The organism is Enterococcus sp. 4E1_DIV0656 (genome assembly GCF_002140695.1).
In the GTDB taxonomy this organism is placed as follows: Bacteria; Bacillota; Bacilli; order Lactobacillales; family Enterococcaceae; genus Enterococcus_D; species Enterococcus_D entomosocium.
In genome coordinates this window covers 2556221-2574670 of record NZ_NGLF01000001.1, presented here as the reverse complement: position 1 = coordinate 2574670, position 18450 = coordinate 2556221, and the positions used below count along the sequence as shown (strand labels likewise).

Here is an 18450-nt window from a genome sequence, read left to right as displayed (position 1 = left end):
TTGGTGACATTGCACTCGACAAGCCATTATACCAGAATTTCTTTCTGAAATATAGTGCAAAGTTTTCATTTTTACAGAAAAAACCAGATATTAATAAAATATCTGGTTTTTTTCTTATTGATTAACGATCGCCAATAATTCTTCGAAAGCTTTCGGTGTACCGCCGACAAACAATTCCCGTCCATTCAGGGATAGTGGCTCTCCTTTGATGTTTGCCATTTTTAATCCAAGGGTTTCTAACAAAACGCCCCCTGGCGCATAATCCCATGGCGCAAGATGAGAAAGATAGCCTGCTCTTTGTCCTTTAGCGAGGGCGATCAACTCTACCCCAGCACATCCAGTCATACGAATGCCTAATGCTTTGTCACTGACTTCAGTTTCGTGGTGGCGGTTATGGATCAACATGGGTGAATTCAAGCCAACGAGACCCTCGAATAAGGCAATATCTTTCGGCGGTTCGATCTTCTTGCCATTGTTATAAACACCAATCTCTGGACCCCCCCATAAGAATTCATCTTTCATGACATTATAGACAAAACCAAAGCGCCCTTTGCCCTCTTCGTAGATCGCGATCATGATACAAAAGTTTTCTTTTTCCAACACGAAATTCATGGTTCCATCGATCGGATCAATGATGAAGACCCGTCCACTCATGTCGGCAAGTGTGTCCAGTCCGTTTTCTTCACCTAAAATTTTGGCATCCGGATCATAGGATTGGATCTTACCAATCAGAAAATCTTGCGTGGCTTTATCCAATTCTGTCACTAAGTCTTTCCGTCCTGATTTTGTCTCGACCACCAAGTCTTCTTTATTTAAATTGCCTTTGATCCTTTCGCCTGCAGCGATCATCCACTGGCGAACTTCATTAACGATTTCATGCATTCGTTGATCTACCCTTTCATTTTTAGTTTTCCCTCAGTCTTTTTCGCTGCCTGCACGGCATGGTATAACGAATAGCCTGATAGTTCTTCAAATTCTCTACCTAAACGGCGTTCCTCGCCAATGCTGGGAACGACTTTCTTAAAGGCTTGATACGCCTCAAGAAACGTGCTGCTAGGAAGGCCTTTTTCATAGGCTTGTTCTAACCGTTCCCACATCTTCATGACGACGACCATTTCATCCGTCGACCAATCTAAGTCCAGAGGATATTGATAATCCCGCATATTACCACTCCTATTCATCTTATTCAGTGTACCACAAAATTGAAAATAGGTCAGAGCCTCCGCTGCAAAAAAGGTACATTCTGGCAATGAATGTACCTCTGGTTTACAAACTATTTGGATTTCTAGAAGCTGAACTCCATGAATCTCAAATAAGAAGGAAATTCCTTTGTTCTTTCAACGAGATCGCTGATTAAAAGATGACCGATTTCAAAAAGGTTCGTCTAGAAAAGCCCGCAAAAACAAAAAATTTTTAATGATAGCAATTGATTTCCACCACTGTTTACTAATGAAAAACTCTGGGTAATCTGTTCCCCATTGCCATGGAATGACAAATGATCCGTCTGCTTGTTGGTGTTCTAAAATTTCTTCGGCTTCTTTTTTACATATTTCTTCACTAAAAATCCCAAGCAGCTGCTCTCTTGTAAAGAAAAAATTTGAAGGTTTGCTGACATAAGATGTGAACCACTCTTCTGGCTCGTTTGAGACTGCATGGCGAATTTGCCAGAATAAGATCTCGCGAAAGCGTTCATTTGCTAAAACAGGCTGATACTGGATTTCTTCACAGTCTTGTAATAATTCTAGATAGACGACTAATGTGTGCATTTCACTGGTTGGCTCCTTAAGAAAACTTGCAACTGCTGTTTCGGCGATTTCTTGTGCTTTTTGATAGAGGGTCGTTTCCCCTGTTCTTAAGATCGTACCAGCTAGACTGATCGTTGGGTTGTCTGCTGGCACGCCCACAGGACTCTCCCACCAAATCGCATGCGGATAGGATACCGTTGACGGCACTTGGTTGAGCCATTTCCCTTCAGAAAATTCTTTTCCACTAGCTAAATACCTTAGAATCCCTTGGACTTGTGGATTTGACGAATGAAGGCATTCAAGCTCTCGTAAAATTCGACATGCCTCCCACACTGCAATCGGTGTACTATTGGGATTCCAATAATCAGGTTCCAAACCATGCCCATAACCACCATCTTCATTTTGGTAGACTTGTAACGCCTGTAATACAGCCTCGCGAGATCCATTTTCAAAATGGTACTGCCAACGAGCAAGGTCTAAAGGGCGCGCGTTTTTGTAAATAAATTTTCGTGCTTTTTCGAATGCTTCCATATCTTCGCCTCCTTTGGCTTTCTTTTATTATCGCTTACTCCCCTAATGAATACAACGCTTACATCAATATCATTTCTCTGAACGACCATTCTCAGAATAGCTTCTTGGCATTTTTCAGGAAGCATACTTTTGGTGTTTCCCTTGGCATGATGTTACAGTAAGAATAACAAGAAAAAGGAGGAATTCTCTTGCGTTTAGAAAACAAAAAAATCATTGCCTTAGTCGACAATGATTTCGAAGATTTAGAACTTTGGTATCCGGTCCATCGGTTACGGGAAGAAGGCGCACAAGTCAATTTAGTCGGTGAAGAAGCGCATAAAACGTATATTGGCAAATACGGTGTACCCGCGGAATCAGCCTATGCTTTTTCTGATATTCACGCCGATGACTACGATGCGATCTTAGTTCCGGGTGGTTGGGCGCCTGATAAATTACGGCGTTTCCCAGAGGTCATCTCTTTCGTGCAAACGATGGACAAAGACCAAAAAATCATTGGTCAAATCTGTCATGCAGGCTGGGTCTTGATTTCTGCGAATATCCTGCAAGGCAAGACAGTCACCAGTACGCCAGGCATCAAAGATGATATGACAAATGCTGGAGCCACATGGGTCGATACACCTGTGGTTACGGATGGACATATCGTTTCCAGCCGCCGTCCCCCAGATCTACCAGACTATATGCGGGAATTTATTGCTGTTTTAGAAAAGAAATAGTACCCATTGATTAGATTCAAAAGAGTTGCGACCGAAGGAAATACGGCCGCAACTCTTTTTTCTACCTATCGATCATTCGCTTATGATCGCTAATTTTTTGTTGCTTTTAGGGATTTTTTTCACACCGATAAAGGTCAATGCAGCACCCAAAACGGCAAACCCAGTCCCAATCAAAAGCATTTCCCAGACACCGAAGCCTTGGATTAGCATCCCCCCTAAAAGGTTGCCGATCACGCCACCGATCGTGGTAGCGATAATGATGATCGTTTGTCCAAAAACTCGGTCTTCATCTGCCAAACTATGGTTGAACAAATAAGCAGAAGCAGGAATAAACAAGGCAAAACTACCCCCTTGCATCAAATGGCTCATTTCCATCAGAATGATGGAGCTGATCAACAGCATCAGCACCCCACGAATGGCAAAGGCAACACTGGACAGCAACAGCCAAAAACGGCTAGACCGTATCCTCACTAACTGTTCAAAGAAAATCATGCCTGGCAATTCGCATAACGCCGCAATCATCAGGGCGATGCCAACTTCCTTACTGCCACCGCCAATATCGGCAAAAATTTGTGCCAAAAAACTGTTGATCATCGTGTGGAAGCTGAAGAGAAAGCTAAACCCGACAAAGAGAAAGAGTAAAAAAGGATATTTTTTCAAAAAGGCACCTGAATGACTTTGTTCTGTATGCATCACGGGCATTTCTGGCTTCTTGATCGCTGGCAGCAAAAGCAAAATAATGAGAAACAAAACGGCTTGCCCGATAGCGATCATTGGCAAAAGGGCTGCCGAAAACTCCTCTAAGAGCTGCCCCAGTAAAAAGGAGGTACCCGCAAATCCTAGTGACCCACCGGCACGCGAAAAGCCAAAATTGATTTTGTTGCCGCTATTCGTGTATTCAAACGCCAAGGCGTTGAGAAAGGACTGCATGGAAACGAGCAAAATCCCTCCTAAAACATAGGTCAGTATTGATAATCCAGGGACCATCACACCTGCTAAGAGCACCGCGACCACGCCGATTGTCATCGTTTTCAAGACAACGATCAGTGGTACTTTGCTTTTTTTGATAATGACTTGACTGATGAAGGGCTGCAAAATCGTAGACGCAATATTGACTAGGGCTAAAATACCGCCAATTTTTGCTGGATCGACCTTGAAATAAATCAAAAAGAGTGTCGCAAAGCCATAGATTGAGCAAAACATCATCCAATAAAGAAATTGCAAACTTGTGTAGTAAAACCGAATCCTCTTGTCACTTGCATGATTACGCATACATCCCCCACCTTATCCATATTCCTTAGCAACTAAATATAGCATAGAACCGATGGATTTACTATCCTTCTATCAACAGAAACCGCAGTTTTATTTGAAACACTAACCCACAATAAAAAAGCGCAGCATAGTATCCTGCGCTTTTCCTACTGCTTCAACTATTTAGAGCTGTTGGAAGGCTTGCGTGAGATCTTCCAATAGATCGTCGATGTTTTCCAATCCAATGGATAAGCGAATCGTCTCTGGACGAATTTTGGCTGCTGCAAGTTCTTCTACGCTAAGCTGAGAATGGGTCGTCGAAGCTGGATGGATGATCAAGGACTTTGCATCGCCAACGTTCGCCAGTAGCGAGAAGAGCTTAGTTGCGCCACAAAAGGTTTTGCTTGCTTCTGCCCCACCCTTTAATCCGAAGGAAAAGACCGAACTGGTCCCTTTGGGGAAATACTCCTGCGCCCGCTTAAAATAAGGACTGTCCGGCAGAGTTGGGAAATGAACCCAAGAAACTTCCGGGTGCTTGGCTAAAAATTCAGCAACTTGTTGCGCATTTTCTACATGACGTTCCATCCGCAACGAGAGGGTCTCGATGCCTAAAAGCAACACCCATGAATTGAAGGGAGAAATCGCAGCACCTGTATCCCGTAAAAGAATCGTTCGGGCCCGAGTGATATAGGCAGCGTTACCAGCGGCTTCTACCCATGAGATTCCATGGTAACTATGATCGGGATCGACCAGCTTGGGAAATTTGCCGTTTGTCCAATCAAAGTTGCCACTATCAATAATAGCCCCTCCTAAAGCAGCCCCGTGACCACCGAGGTATTTTGTCGTGGAATAAACGATGATGTCCGCCCCGTGCTCAAACCCTCGAAACAGATAGGGAGTCGCAAAGGTGTTGTCAATGATGAGGGGAATCCCGGCTTCATGAGCAATCGCTGCAATCTTTTTAAAGTCGGCAATATCAATATCTGGATTGCCTAAAGACTCTAGAAAAACTGCTTTGGTATTTTCTTGGATGGCTGCTTTTAGTGCTGGTAGATCTTCACTATCGACAAAGCTTGTGGTGATGCCAAAATCTGGCAATGTATGGGCGAACAAATTATAGGTACCGCCATAAATTGAAGCAGCAGAAACGATATGATCTCCTGCTTGCGCGAGATTTAAAATTGCATAGGTGATCGCCGCTGAGCCAGAAGCCGTAGCTAACGCACCGATACCACCTTCTAATAGGGCTAATCGCTCTTCTAGAACCGCGGTCGTCGGATTGGTAATACGGGTATAGATATTGCCGCTCTCACTAAGACTAAATCTCGCTGCCGCTTGGTCAGCATCATCAAACACATAGGATGTGGTTTGATAAATGGGTACGGCGCGACTTCCTGTGGTAGGATCTGGTATTTGTCCTCCGTGTAATTGAATCGTCTCAAATCTTTCTGTCATACTATTCCTCCTTAATAATGCAAATAAAAAAGCCCTCTGATATCGAGATATCAAAGGACGTGTTTACGTGTTACCACCTTTATTCAAGCAGACTTTCCAGCATGCTTCTCAGCAAGTACGCGACAAATAAACGTCGTTATACTCTGACGCGATAGCGGGCGCACCCGGATCTCCTTATCTTTCGTACAAGTTCAGAAGATCACCTTAGAGGCCATTTTCGATTGATCCTACAAGTTCTTCTTGCACCTTACGAAGACTCTCTAGGCTTGCCAAATCAATTTACTTTCCTCATCAACGGTTGAAATATTAAGATCATCGTATCATTTCCAGAAGATTCTGTCAATAGCATAGGATCGCTTTATTTCTGGTGATAAAAAAACTCGTTCACCAAATGATGAACGAGTTTCACAAAGCTTAAATGTGGATTGGTAATCCTAGAGCTAACTCAGCAGCATCCATTGTGATCTCACCTAGAGATGGATGTGGATGGATCGTTAACGCGATATCTTCTGCGTTCATGCCAGATTCAATAGCAAGAGCAAGTTCTGAAACCATATCGCTTGCTCCTAGACCAGCAATTTGCGCACCGATGATCACATTGTCTTCAACCGTTGTTACTAAGCGGATGAATCCTTCAGTTTTTCCTAGAGATAACGCACGACCGTTACCTGAGAATGGGAATTTGAATGCTTTTGCTTCAATTCCAGCATCTTTGGCATCTTTGATCGTCATACCGACAGAAGCCAATTCTGGATCAGTAAAGGCAACTGCTGGCATTGCTTTGTAATCAACGGCAACTTTTTTACCAGAGATTGCTTCAGCAGCGATTTTTGCTTCGTAGCTGGCTTTATGTGCTAATGCAGCACCAGGTACAATATCACCAATTGCGTAGATGTTTGATACGTTGGTACGGCCTTGTTTGTCAACCGTGATCAATCCGCGTTCGCCTACTTCAACACCTGCTTGTTCTAAGCCCATGTCATCAGTATTTGGACGACGACCAACAGTAACCATCACGTAATCAGCAGTAACTGATTCTTCTTTACCATCTACGGCATATTTGACAGTTACGCTATCGCCATTGTCAATTGCTTCTTTCGCCATTGCGTTCGTAACGACTGTTACACCTTTTTTCGCAAAGTCTTCTTCAACCAATTTGACCATGTCTTTTTCATAGGTTGGCAAGATTTGAGGAGAGCCTTCAAGGATCGTTACTTCTGCCCCTAGGTTTGCATAAGCTGCACCTAGTTCAGAACCGATGACACCGCCACCGATAACAACGAATTTTTTAGGAACTTCTTTTAATGCCAATCCGCCAGTTGAATCAAGAACACGTCCGCCGAATTTGAAACCAGGGATTTCAATTGGGCGAGAACCTGTTGCGATGATTGCATTGTTGAAAGAGTATGTTTGTGCTGAATCTGGGTGGATGACACGCAATGTGTGATCATCAACGAAGAAAGCTTCTCCTTCAATCGTTTCTACTTTGTGTTTTTTCAATAGGAAACCAACACCTGAAGTTAACGTTTTAACGACTTTGTTGTCTTTCCATTCTTGTGTTTTGGTAAAATCAAGGGAAACATTTTCACTTGTTACACCAAACATTGTTGAATCCAAAGATTCTTGATAATGATGACCTGCAGCGATCAAGGCTTTTGAAGGGATACAACCAACGTTCAAACAAACGCCGCCGATGTATTCTCTTTCAATGATTGCTACTTTTTGTCCCATTTCAGCAGCGCGGATGGCAGCTACATAGCCGCCAGGTCCCGCACCGATTACAACTGTATCTAATTCAACAGCAAAATCTCCAACTACCATTTGTTAATCATCCTTCCATCATTAATAGCTCTGGATCAGCTAATAGACGTTTGATATTATTCATTGCTTGTTGCGCTGTTGCGCCATCAACGATACGGTGGTCGAAGCTTAATGAAAGTTTCATCACACGTCCGACAACGATTTCGCCTTCAGCGTTTACGATTGGTTGTTGCGCGATTGTACCTACACCCAAAATAGCTACTTCAGGGTAGTTGATTACTGGAGTGAACCAGCCGCCACCAACTGAACCGATGTTACTGATTGTGATGGTACCATTACGCATATCATCTGCAGCCAATTTGCCGTCATGAGCAAGTTTTGCTTTTTCGTTGATTTCATCAGCGATAGCAAACATGCCTTTACGATCTGCATCTTTTACGTTTGGTACATACAACCCATGGTCAGTATCTGTTGCGATACCGATGTTGTAATAGTTTTTGTATACAATCTCTTGTTTTGCATCATCGATCGACGCATTCAAGATAGGGAATTTTTTCACTGTTGCAGTCAATGCTTTCACAACATATGGTAAGAAAGTAAGTTTTGTGCCGTTTGCAGCAGCAACTTCTTTGAATTTCTTACGGTTATCCCAAAGGTTTGTTACTTCAACTTCATCATGCAAGGTTACATGAGGTGCTGTTTGTTTGCTGTTTACCATCGCTTTAGCGATTGCTTTACGTGTAGGTGTTAAGGCAACACGTTCTTCTAAATCACCTAAGTTTGATTTGAAGGCTTTTGCTGGAGCTGCTGGTTTGCTTTCAGTTGCTGCAGCTTTTGTTTCTTCTTTCGCAGGAGCTTGAGTTTCAGCTTTTGCAGCTTGTCCGCCACCTGATAGGAAGTTTTCGATGTCTTCTTTTGTTACACGTCCGCCTTTACCTGTTGCTGATACTTGGGAAATATCCACATCTTTTTCGCGAGCGAATTGACGGACAGAAGGCATAGCCAAGACACGTTTGTTAGGATCTGCTGCTTCAACAACACTTGCTGAACCAGAAGTTTCCACTTTTTCTTTTGGTGCTTCTGCAGGTGCGCTTGATGAAGCAGGCGCACTGTTGTGACCAGGTGCGTCGATTTCAACTAAAACATCACCAACATTTGCAACTGTTCCTTCAGCAACAACGATGTTTTTCACTGTTCCTGTTACTGGAGATGGGATTTCTTCGACTGATTTGTCGTTTTGAACTTCAAGCAACGTATCGTCTTCATTGATGGTATCTCCTGCTTTAACGAACCATTTTACGATTTCGCCTTCTGCAATTCCTTCACCGATATCCGGTAATTTGAATTGGAAAACGCCTGCGCCTTCAGAAGAACCAGCTGATGCTTCAGCCGTTTCCGTTGTAGGTTCTGCTGCTGGTTTTGCTGGTGTTTGAGACTCTGCTGCTACACCTGCATCGCCTTCGTTGTCTTCATGTCCTGGTGCATCGATCTCAACAAGGACATCTCCAACGTTTGCGACTGTACCTTCAGGGACAACGATGTTTTTCACTGTTCCTGTTACTGGAGATGGAATTTCTTCCACTGATTTATCATTTTGAACTTCTAGTAAGGTATCATCTTCATTGATGGTATCCCCTGCTTTGACGAACCATTTTACGATTTCGCCTTCTGCAATTCCTTCACCGATATCCGGTAATTTAAATTGAAATGCCATTTTCTATTCTTCCCTTCTTCAACTATTAAAAGTTCACGATTTCTTTCACTTTGTCTTCGATGTCTTTTGCATTTGGCAACCAAATGTTTTCAGCTTGACCGAATGGGAAGATCGTATCTGGTGCAGACACGCGTCCGATTGGAGCTTCTAGTGATAGAACCGCACGTTCAGAAATTTCAGAAACGACTTGAGCGCCAACACCTGCTTGTTTTTGTGCTTCTTGAACGACAACCACACGACCAGTTTTTTCAACTGATTTGATGATCGTTTCAACATCAAGAGGAGCAACTGTACGCAAGTCGATAATTTCAGCGTTGATGTTTTCTTTCGCTAAGTTGTCAGCAGCTTTGATTGCTTCACGAACCATTGCACCATAAGTGATGATTGAAACATCAGAACCTTCACGAGTTACTGCTGCTTTGTCTAAAGGAACTTCGTATGCTTCTTCTGGCACTTCTTCACGGAATGAACGGTAAAGTTTCATGTGCTCTAAGAAAACAACTGGGTCATTGCTGCGGATAGAAGCAATCAATAATCCTTTTGCATCATATGGGTTTGATGGAATAACGACACGGATACCAGGTGATTGAGCGATCAATCCTTCCAAGTTATCTGAGTGCAATTCTGGTGTGTGCACACCGCCACCAAATGGTGAACGAATAGTGATTGGTAAATTACGTGTACCACCCATACGGTAACGAGTACGCGCCATTTGACCAACGATTTCGTCAAATGTTTCAAATACGAAACCAAAGAATTGGATTTCTGGAACTGGACGGAAACCTTCTAATGCTAAACCGAAAGCCAAGCCGCCGATACCAGATTCAGCAAGAGGGGTATCGAAGACACGATCTTCGCCGAATTTTTCTTGTAAACCTTCTGTTGCACGGAAAACCCCGCCGTTTTTACCGACATCTTCACCAAAGACTAAAATCTCTTTGTCATTTTCCATTTCAACAGCTAAGGCATCTGTAATTGCTTGAATCATTGTTTTTTGTGCCATGACTATTTCGACTCCTTCGCTTCGTAAGTTGCAATTTGTTCTTTAATGTTTTGTGGTTGTACTTCAAACATGTTTTTCAAGAAATCTGAAACTTTTTGTTTTGGCACGCGGTCCGCTTCAGCGATCGCTGCTTTGATTTCTTCTTTTGTTTGTTCAATGACTTGTTCTTCTTTTTCTTCAGACCAAAGTCCTTTTTCAGTTAGGTAAGTACGGAAACGTACCAATGGATCTTTTTGTTGCCATTCGCTGTCCATGTCTTTTGAACGGTAACGGGTTGGATCATCACCAGACAATGTATGTGGACCGTAACGGTAAGTCAAGGTTTCAATCAATACAGGACCGTTGCCGTTTGCTGCCCATTCACGAGCTGCTTTAGAAACATAGTACACTGCCAATGGATCCATACCGTCAACTTGGATACCAGGGATCCCAGCTGCTGCAGCTTTTTGTGCCAATGTTGGTGCCGCACTTTGTACTTCACGAGGTGTAGAGATCGCAAAACCATTGTTTTGGATATAGAATACAGCGTTTGCATGGTAAGCCCCTGCAAAGTTGATTGCTTCATAGAAGTCCCCTTGTGAAGAACCGCCATCACCTGTATAAGTGAATACAACATTTTTCTTGTTGCGTTTTTTCAATCCTAAAGCAACGCCGGCTGCTTGGACGTATTGTGCACCAATAATGATTTGTGGTGGCAATGCTTTTAAATCTTCTGGATAAAGGTTCCCAGCAACGTGGCCACGTGACCATAAGAAAGCTTCTTTCAATGGCAGACCGTGTTGGATCAATTGTGGTACATCACGGTAACCAGGTAATAAAACGTCTTCTTTTTCAAAAGCAAATTGACTTGCTAATTGGCTTGCTTCTTGTCCAGCAGTTGGCGCGAAGAAACCTAGACGACCTTGACGGTTTAACGCAGTTGAGCGTTGGTCTAATACACGAGACCATACCATACGAGTCATCAATTCAACTAATTCGTCGTCACTTAAATCTGGTACTAACTCTTGATTTACAATTTTCCCGTCTTTGTCCAAAGCTTGGTAAGTTGGAAAATCCGCATTGACTTGCTCCAAAATCGCTTGGAAATCAAGTGCTTTTTGTTTTTTTGCCATCTTGACACACTTTCCTCTCTGATATAAAAATTCACTTTCGTATGTAACAGGGTTTAAATCTGTACTATCGAAATTTCATTTACTCTTATAAATTATCATTTAACTTCGAAAATGACAAGTGAAAAGGGTATTTTTTTTAATAAAAGAATTCCCACTGTAGCAACTCTTAAGAAAACATTAGTGAAATTAATCACATTAAAGCAATCGCTTTCTTCAATTTTTTCTTTTCAGATTCTTTTTTTTATTTAAGAATAGTACAGCATCCACCATTCCGCTAAACAGATTTATCATTAACCTCCTTTTATCACTTGTGAAGGATTCGACTTGAATCAAAGAGAAATTTCTTAATATGAGAAAAAAATAATACAGAGAACGGATAAAAAGAAACAGATCGGCGATTCTCCCCCTGTTAGGAAGAACGCCGACCTGTTTTTTTAAATCCATTCTCTCGTGACATGAATGTAAATGCGTTTCGCAAACTCAACTGTTACTAAATAAGCTAGATTGATACCGACATACCATGGCCAGTAACTTGATGGCAGTGCTGCAAAATCAAAGACGGTATGCAATGGCGTCAAGATGACCAAGAAGCCAACTGCAATCGCTAGAACACTTGAAATCAAAACTGCAGGTGATGCGATACTTTTGATAAATGGTAATTTTCTCGTTCTGATCATGTGAACGACTAAGGTTTGTGTCGTCAAGCCAATCATAAACCATCCTGCTTGGAACAAGGCTTGCTCTTGGATGGTATTTGCACTAAAGACATGCCACATCATAAAGAAAGTCAAAATATCGAAGATGCTGCTGACAGGTCCAATGCCGACGGTAAACTTCAATAGTCCACCCACTTGCCATTTAACTGGTTTTTCTAACTCTTCTTTATCTACGTTGTCCCATGGGATCGTCAATTGGGCCATATCGTACACCAAGTTTTGAACCAACAGTTGAATGGACAACATTGGTAAGAAAGGTAAAAAGGCACTAGCAACTAAGATCGAGAACACATTCCCGAAATTCGAACTCAACGTCATTTTGATGTACTTCATCATATTGGTAAATACTTTGCGGCCTTCGATGACCCCTTTATCAAGGACATTCAAACTTTTTTCTAATAAAATGATCGAGCTGGCATCTTTGGTGATATCTGCTGCGGTATCAACCGAGATACCAACATCTGCTGTACGTAAAGCAGGCGCGTCGTTGATGCCATCTCCCATAAAGCCGACCGTATGGCCTGCCGCTTGAATGGTTTCAATGATTCGGGATTTTTGCATTGGATTTAATTTTGCAAACAGATTAGTTTTTGCAGCTTTCTCTGCTAACTCTTCATCTGACAGATGATCTATATCGGTTCCTAACAAGTATTCATCTGCATCAATACCAACATCTCGACAAACTTTTTGCGCAACGATCGCATTATCTCCCGTTAACACTTTGACATTGATGCCATGACCGTGTAAAGAAGCAATCGCTGTTTTTGCTGTTTCTTTTGCTGGATCTAAGAAGCCCATAAAGCCAATCATGATCATATCTTGTTCATCTTCTACAGAATAAACGGCATCTGCGTGGGCATCTCGTTTTACAGCAACAGTCAACACGCGCATTCCTTGTTTATTCAAGCGCAAATTCACTTGACGCAATTGTTTTCTCAATTGAGGAGTCAATTCCATCACTTTGCCATCAACTTCTACGTACTTGCAGACTTGTTCCATTTCCTCGGCGGCACCTTTAGTGACCATCAGTTGATGACCATCTGCATTGACAACAACCGTCAAGCGGCGACGTGAGAAGTCAAACGGAATCTCATCGATTTTTGTCACATCGTTAAATGGCGCTGCCAAGCCTTCTTCTTCATAGTAGTTTAAGACAGCAATATCCATCAGGTTTTTCCACCCTGTTTGATAGTAAGAATTTAAATACGTCATATCAAGGACTTGTTTATCTTCTACGCCAAATGGGTTTAAATGCTGTACCAGTACAACACGATCTTCGGTGATCGTACCCGTTTTATCGGTACATAGTACATCCATTGCGCCTAAGTTTTGAATCGAAGGCAATTCTTTGACGATCACTTTTTCTTTTGATAAAGAGATCGCCCCTTTGGCTAAGTTACTGGTGACGATCATTGGTAGCATTTCTGGCGTCAAACCAACTGCTACTGCAATCGCGAAGAACAACGCTTCGCCCCAATCACCCTTGGTCAAACCATTGATCAGTAAAACGATTGGGAAAAGAACCATGACCATTCGCAACAATAGCTTGCTGACTTTTGTTAAGCCATCTTCAAAGGTTGTTTTACCCCGTTTCGTCGTCGCATTTTTGGCAATATCACCGAAGAAAGTACTTTGACCGGTTTTCAAAATAATGGCTTTTCCTTGACCACTTAAGACATCGGTACCCATGAAAACAAGATCTTGCATATCTAGTGCAGAAATTTGTTCATCGCTTTCTTTGATCCCAGCATCGACAAATTTTTCAACTGGCATTGATTCGCCTGTTAATGAAGATTGATTGATAAATAAATCTTTGGTCCAAATCAAGATCGCATCCGCAGGAATCATATCGCCGGTTGCTAAGGTGACGATGTCTCCTGGAACGACTTCATCCATTGGAATTTCTCTCGTGATTCCATCTCGAGTGACGGAACAAGTATTTTCAATAAGTTCTTTTAACGCTAAGCTTGCTTTTTGGGAACGGTATTCTTGGACGAAAGTAATCATGACACTGGCTAAAATCATGATTCCCATCACGATCACTGCTTCAATATCGCCTGTTACAAAAGAAATAACCATTAATAATGCCAAAACTAACACAAAAGGATCTTTGAAAGCACCTAGGATCATCAACCAAGCAGGTGTTGGTTTTTGCGCATCTACTTTGTTTGGACCATACTCTGCCAAACGTTCTGCAGCATCTTCTTCCGATAACCCTTGGAAGGATGTCCGCATTTCCATCAGCAGTTCTCTTTCGGTCAATTTTGCCAGTAATTTTAGTTCTTGATCTTTCGATAGTTTTTTTAACATCTTTTTTTCCTCCTAGCACTTAGGAGTTGCTTACGCCACCCCTAGCGATTCGATAATTACTCCGCTGTTTCATCTGGGGACTGGGGTATTCCATGTGAATCTTCCTTTCTTTTTATTAGGTAAGTCACTGTGGAACATGCGTAAAAGACACAAAAAAACGCACGCTCCCAATAAGCATGCGTAAAAAACTCATGATCATTGTAGAGCTTTAGCACTATAGGGCGTAGATAGCAAATCTGCTATCAGCTACTTTGGGTTTAACCTTCACGATTAGACCTGTCCTACCAACTAAGTATCTCTCGATACTTTTGCGGCAGCAGCTTGTGTCCATATAGGAGCCTCACCTAACAATTATTTGTATAAAACGTCAGTTCGCCGGAAGTCTATCTTCCAACTACCCACATAATAACTGCTATCCTAGCCAATGTCAACCGCAACAATGGAAAAAAGCACCCTTTTTTCATAGATTTTCGTTGGTTTTCAAATGAAAGGTCTTACAATAAAATAACAACGTTAAAGAACTGGTGTGATTTTATATGTGACAAAACTTTTTTTACACGAACAGATAGAGAGAAATCCTCTCAGGGCAAAACCCAGAATTCATCAAGTCACTTCGGCTATCCCATTGAAGGAGAGAATGTAATAAATTTCCGAACTCGAATAAAAAATAGACAGCCATTTAAATAAACAGCTGCCTATTTCTCTTTCATATCCGATTCTGAAAAATGATTTTTTCTATATTCTTTCGATCCAGCTCTCACGAAAAATGATCTGCTAAAATTTTCAAGATTCGCCGACTAGCTTTCCCATCGCCATAGGGATTTTCTGCATGTGCCATGGCATTGTAAGCTTCTGGATCCTCTAGTAGTCGCTTCGTTTCTTGATAAACCGCAGCTTCAGACGTACCGATCAGTTTTAACGTACCTGCAGCAATTCCTTCTGGGCGCTCTGTTGTATCTCGCAAGACCAAAACAGGAACGCCTAACGACGGTGCTTCTTCTTGGACACCACCAGAATCCGTCAAAATCAATGTGCTTTGATTGGCAACATTGTGAAAATCAATGACATCTAAAGGCTCAATCAGCGTGACATTTTCTAGTTCCCCAAGTATCTCCAAAGCAATCCCTCGGACTTGAGGATTTTTATGCATAGGAAAAACCACTTTGATGGTTGGTTTCTCCTTAGCGATCTTCGCTAAAGCGCGGAAGACTTGCTGCATCGGAACACCTAAGTTCTCGCGACGGTGCATTGTCAGAAGAATCATGGTTTGATCTGCTGCAGAAAGTTCTGGATGCTGATAGTCCTCCGAGATCGTATAACGCATCGCATCAATGGCGGTATTTCCCGTTACAAAAATTGCAGCTTTATTGCGATTTTCCGCTAATAAATTTTCTTTGCTTTGGACAGTTGGCGCAAAATAAAAATCCGCTAATACATCGATCAGCTGACGATTGGCTTCCTCCGGATAAGGAGATTTTTTGTTCCATGTACGCAAACCGGCTTCCACATGCCCCACAGGAATCTGCTGATAGAAAGCTGCCGTCGCGGCTGCATAAGCTGTGGTCGTATCCCCGTGAACGAGTACGATATCAGGGGTTTCTTTTTGCAAGATAGGTTCCAGATCCAGCAAAACTTTGGTAGTGATTCCTGTCAAAGTTTGCCCTAAAGTCATAATATCCAGATCATAATCTGGTATGATTTCAAAAACCGTTAAAACTTGATCCAACATTTCTCGATGCTGCGCCGTCACCACAACGATCGATTCAAAACGCGGGTCGTTTTCCAATTCCTTTACTAGTGGCGCCATTTTGATGGCTTCCGGTCTGGTACCGAACACAGACATCACTTTGATTGTCATTTGGTCACCCGCTCCTCTACTTCTCATTGCTTCTATTATAACGAAGAAAACAGAAAAACAAAATGGTTGTTCCAACAAAAAAAGAAACGACCGCTAAAAGGCCGTTTCTTCAGTATCCAGCTTAAATAGTATCTCCATTGAAAATCGAATTTTTCACGATTACGTAATCCACTTTACGAATCGATTCTAAATCTTTTCCACCTGCATAAGAGATCGATGACTGCAAGTCTTGCTGCATTTCAACTAACGTATCTTTTAAAGAACCTTTGTATTGAATCCAAATTTTCTTTCCTTCTACGTTTTTCTTTTCACCTTTTTGAAATTCTGATGCAGAACCAAAGTATTCTTTCATTACAACGCCATTTTCTACCTTGGTTTCCCCTGGTGATTCTTCATGCCCAGCAAACAATGAACCGATCATGACCATGGTTGCACCAAAGCGGACAGATTTAGCGATATCGCCGTGTGTCCGAATGCCACCATCTGCAATGATTGGTTTGCGAGCAGCTTTGGCACACCAGCGTAATGCTGCCAATTGCCATCCGCCAGTCCCGAAACCAGTTTTGATTTTTGTGATACAAACTTTCCCTGGTCCAATACCGACTTTTGTTGCATCTGCGCCAGCGTTTTCCAATTCACGAACTGCTTCTGGCGTTCCAACATTTCCAGCGATCACAAACGTTGCTGGTAAATGCTTCTTGATGTGTTGAATCATATTGATCACGGCGTTTGAGTGACCATGGGCAATATCGATCGTGATAAAATCAGGAACAAGCTCTTTCTCAGCTAGTTCTTCTACAAAGGCATATTCATTTTCTTTGACACCCACGCTGATTGAACTAATCAAGCCGCGGCTTTTCATTTTTTTGATGAATGGAATCCGTGCTTCTTCATCAAAGCGGTGCATAATATAAAAATAGCCATTTTCAGCTAAAAATTCTGCGATTGAATCATCAATAATTGTTTGCATATTTGCAGGAACAACAGGCATTTTAAACGAGTGTCCGCCTAATGTCACCGTGGTATCACATTCTGAACGGCTGTTCACGATACACTTGTTAGGAATCAGTTGTATATCTTCGTAATCAAAAACTTTCATGTCAAACATAAATATATCCTCCAAATCTTACTAAGAGTGAAGCAAGCATCAAATGGCAGCAGCCTATTTTTAACGCCCACAACAATTTAAACCACCTGGAAATGAAATACAAGCTTTTTAGAAATACTTTTTGAAAAAAAAGGATGAATGTTCGTCTTTCGCGAACATTCATCCTTATAACAACTGAATAAAACGGAATTTACGTATAAATTAAGGCAAGATGTTCCCTGCTGCTTTATACACTTCATACCATTCATGGCGGGTCAATACGATCGAAGAAGCTTGCGCAATTTCTTCAATTCGATGCGGGGTCATCGTTCCGGCAATCACTTGCATATTTGCTGGATGACGTAAGATCCACGCAGAGGCAATACCTGTCGGTGTCGTTTGATACTTGTTCGCTAGTTCGGTTAATTTTTCGTTTAACTCTGGGAATTTCTCGTTGCCGATAAAGACCCCTTCAAAGAAACCATACTGATACGGAGACCAAGCTTGGATCGTCATCTCATGCAAACGAGAATATTCCAAAATTTCTCCATCATGGTCGACACTGCCAGCATCCGTCATATTGACATGAATCCCTTGATCGATCATCCCTGTATGCATGATCCCGAATTGCAGTTGATTCGCTACTAAAGGTTGCGAAACATATTTTTTCAATAGCTCGATTTGACCAGGTTTTTGATTGCTGACACCGAAGTATTTCACTTTGCCGTCTTTTTCTAATTGATCAAAGGCAGCTGCCACTTCTTCTGGTTCAAACAAAGTATCAGGGCGATGCAATAGTAGCGCATCCAAATGATCGGTTTTCAAACGCTGTAAACTACCTTCAACGGAAGAAATGATATGCTCTTTCGAAAAATCAAACATTTCACCTGGAACGATGCCACATTTTGATTGAATGAACAACTCTTCTCTTTTGGCATCCGTTTTTGCTAACGCTTCCGCAAAAATCGTTTCACACTCCCCACGCCCATAGATATCGGCATGGTCAAAAAAGGTAATGTCATTTTCAATCGCTGTCTTCAATACTTTCACTGGGTCTTTGGCATTGTTGATTCGCATCAATCCTAAAATCACGCTGGATACTTCTAAATCAGTGGGACCGAATTTAATTTTTTTCACGTAAAGTTCCTCCTTATTTAAACTACATTCCTATTTTATCACAACAAGATGAAAACG

At 42.0% G+C, this 18450-nt stretch carries 14 protein-coding genes, 1 riboswitch and 1 other annotated feature; of the genes, 1 reads left to right on the top strand and 13 read right to left on the bottom strand.

All coding sequences use genetic code 11. The annotated features are described in order from the left end of the window. Positions 1 to 114: 114 nt before the first annotated feature. The 3 genes from A5882_RS12165 to A5882_RS12155 form a co-directional block, all read right to left on the bottom strand. A complete protein-coding gene (locus tag A5882_RS12165) occupies positions 115 to 882 on the bottom strand; it encodes an inositol monophosphatase family protein (RefSeq protein WP_086372838.1) in 768 nt (255 codons plus the stop codon). A gap of 8 nt (positions 883 to 890) precedes the next feature. After that, positions 891 to 1163, bottom strand: a complete 273-nt coding sequence (locus A5882_RS12160; RefSeq protein WP_008381425.1) for a UPF0223 family protein — start codon at positions 1161 to 1163, stop codon at positions 891 to 893. A 207-nt stretch (positions 1164 to 1370) separates the two neighbouring features. Beyond that, entirely contained in the window at positions 1371 to 2276 is a 906-nt protein-coding gene (locus A5882_RS12155) for a hypothetical protein (RefSeq protein ID WP_086372837.1), read from the bottom strand. Positions 2277 to 2464: 188 nt separating this feature from the next. Between A5882_RS12155 and A5882_RS12150 the strand changes: the two genes are divergently transcribed. Continuing rightward, the gene (locus A5882_RS12150) at positions 2465 to 2989 is read left to right on the top strand and encodes a type 1 glutamine amidotransferase domain-containing protein (RefSeq protein ID WP_086372836.1); all 525 of its coding nucleotides are present in this window, start codon (positions 2465 to 2467) and stop codon (positions 2987 to 2989) included. A gap of 72 nt (positions 2990 to 3061) precedes the next feature. Here the strand turns inward: A5882_RS12150 and A5882_RS12145 are convergent, their stop codons facing one another. The 10 genes from A5882_RS12145 to A5882_RS12095 all read right to left on the bottom strand — a co-directional run bounded on the left by A5882_RS12145 (position 3062) and on the right by A5882_RS12095 (position 18393). Continuing rightward, on the bottom strand, positions 3062 to 4261 hold the full coding sequence (locus A5882_RS12145) for an MFS transporter (protein WP_086372835.1): 1200 nt from the start codon (positions 4259 to 4261) through the stop codon (positions 3062 to 3064). Between the two features lie 162 nt (positions 4262 to 4423). Then, the gene (locus A5882_RS12140; protein ID WP_086372834.1) at positions 4424 to 5695 is read right to left on the bottom strand and encodes an O-acetylhomoserine aminocarboxypropyltransferase/cysteine synthase family protein; all 1272 of its coding nucleotides are present in this window, start codon (positions 5693 to 5695) and stop codon (positions 4424 to 4426) included. Positions 5696 to 5745: 50 nt separating this feature from the next. Further along, positions 5746 to 5999: a binding site (T-box leader), on the bottom strand. 110 nt (positions 6000 to 6109) lie between these two features. After that, the gene (gene lpdA / locus A5882_RS12135) at positions 6110 to 7516 is read right to left on the bottom strand and encodes a dihydrolipoyl dehydrogenase (RefSeq protein ID WP_005230052.1); all 1407 of its coding nucleotides are present in this window, start codon (positions 7514 to 7516) and stop codon (positions 6110 to 6112) included. Positions 7517 to 7523: 7 nt separating this feature from the next. Then, on the bottom strand, positions 7524 to 9170 hold the full coding sequence (locus tag A5882_RS12130; RefSeq protein ID WP_005236379.1) for a dihydrolipoyllysine-residue acetyltransferase: 1647 nt from the start codon (positions 9168 to 9170) through the stop codon (positions 7524 to 7526). A gap of 25 nt (positions 9171 to 9195) precedes the next feature. Further along, entirely contained in the window at positions 9196 to 10173 is a 978-nt protein-coding gene (locus A5882_RS12125) for an alpha-ketoacid dehydrogenase subunit beta (protein ID WP_005230047.1), read from the bottom strand. A gap of 2 nt (positions 10174 to 10175) precedes the next feature. After that, positions 10176 to 11285, bottom strand: a complete 1110-nt coding sequence (pdhA, locus tag A5882_RS12120) for a pyruvate dehydrogenase (acetyl-transferring) E1 component subunit alpha (RefSeq protein WP_005231936.1) — start codon at positions 11283 to 11285, stop codon at positions 10176 to 10178. A 434-nt stretch (positions 11286 to 11719) separates the two neighbouring features. Then, on the bottom strand, positions 11720 to 14311 hold the full coding sequence (mgtA, locus tag A5882_RS12110) for a magnesium-translocating P-type ATPase (protein ID WP_005236382.1): 2592 nt from the start codon (positions 14309 to 14311) through the stop codon (positions 11720 to 11722). A gap of 187 nt (positions 14312 to 14498) precedes the next feature. Beyond that, positions 14499 to 14670, bottom strand: a riboswitch (M-box (ykoK) riboswitch). Between the two features lie 398 nt (positions 14671 to 15068). Then, a complete protein-coding gene (gene wecB / locus A5882_RS12105; protein WP_008381437.1) occupies positions 15069 to 16169 on the bottom strand; it encodes a non-hydrolyzing UDP-N-acetylglucosamine 2-epimerase in 1101 nt (366 codons plus the stop codon). 121 nt (positions 16170 to 16290) lie between these two features. After that, positions 16291 to 17268 carry a GMP reductase gene (gene guaC / locus A5882_RS12100; RefSeq protein ID WP_080555199.1) on the bottom strand — a complete coding sequence of 326 codons (978 nt, stop codon included), beginning with the start codon at positions 17266 to 17268 and terminating at the stop codon, positions 16291 to 16293. Between the two features lie 210 nt (positions 17269 to 17478). Continuing rightward, complete coding sequence (locus A5882_RS12095; protein ID WP_086372833.1) at positions 17479 to 18393, bottom strand: aldo/keto reductase family oxidoreductase; 915 nt, start codon at positions 18391 to 18393, stop codon at positions 17479 to 17481. Between the last annotated feature and the right edge of the window lie 57 nt (positions 18394 to 18450).

Bases quoted from the DNA above. Each gene is read 5' to 3' on its own strand.
- A5882_RS12130 (WP_005236379.1), bottom strand. From the start codon at position 9,170: ATGGCATTTCAATTTAAATTACCGGATATCGGTGAAGGAATTGCAGAA.
- A5882_RS12125 (WP_005230047.1), bottom strand. From the start codon at position 10,173: ATGGCACAAAAAACAATGATTCAAGCAATTACAGATGCCTTAGCTGTT.
- A5882_RS12140 (WP_086372834.1), bottom strand. From the start codon at position 5,695: ATGACAGAAAGATTTGAGACGATTCAATTACACGGAGGACAAATACCA.
- pdhA (WP_005231936.1), bottom strand. From the start codon at position 11,285: ATGGCAAAAAAACAAAAAGCACTTGATTTCCAAGCGATTTTGGAGCAA.
- A5882_RS12165 (WP_086372838.1), bottom strand. From the start codon at position 882: ATGCATGAAATCGTTAATGAAGTTCGCCAGTGGATGATCGCTGCAGGC.
- A5882_RS12145 (WP_086372835.1), bottom strand. From the start codon at position 4,261: ATGCGTAATCATGCAAGTGACAAGAGGATTCGGTTTTACTACACAAGT.
- lpdA (WP_005230052.1), bottom strand. From the start codon at position 7,516: ATGGTAGTTGGAGATTTTGCTGTTGAATTAGATACAGTTGTAATCGGT.
- mgtA (WP_005236382.1), bottom strand. From the start codon at position 14,311: ATGTTAAAAAAACTATCGAAAGATCAAGAACTAAAATTACTGGCAAAA.
- wecB (WP_008381437.1), bottom strand. From the start codon at position 16,169: ATGACAATCAAAGTGATGTCTGTGTTCGGTACCAGACCGGAAGCCATC.
- guaC (WP_080555199.1), bottom strand. From the start codon at position 17,268: ATGAAAGTTTTTGATTACGAAGATATACAACTGATTCCTAACAAGTGT.
- A5882_RS12155 (WP_086372837.1), bottom strand. From the start codon at position 2,276: ATGGAAGCATTCGAAAAAGCACGAAAATTTATTTACAAAAACGCGCGC.
- A5882_RS12160 (WP_008381425.1), bottom strand. From the start codon at position 1,163: ATGCGGGATTATCAATATCCTCTGGACTTAGATTGGTCGACGGATGAA.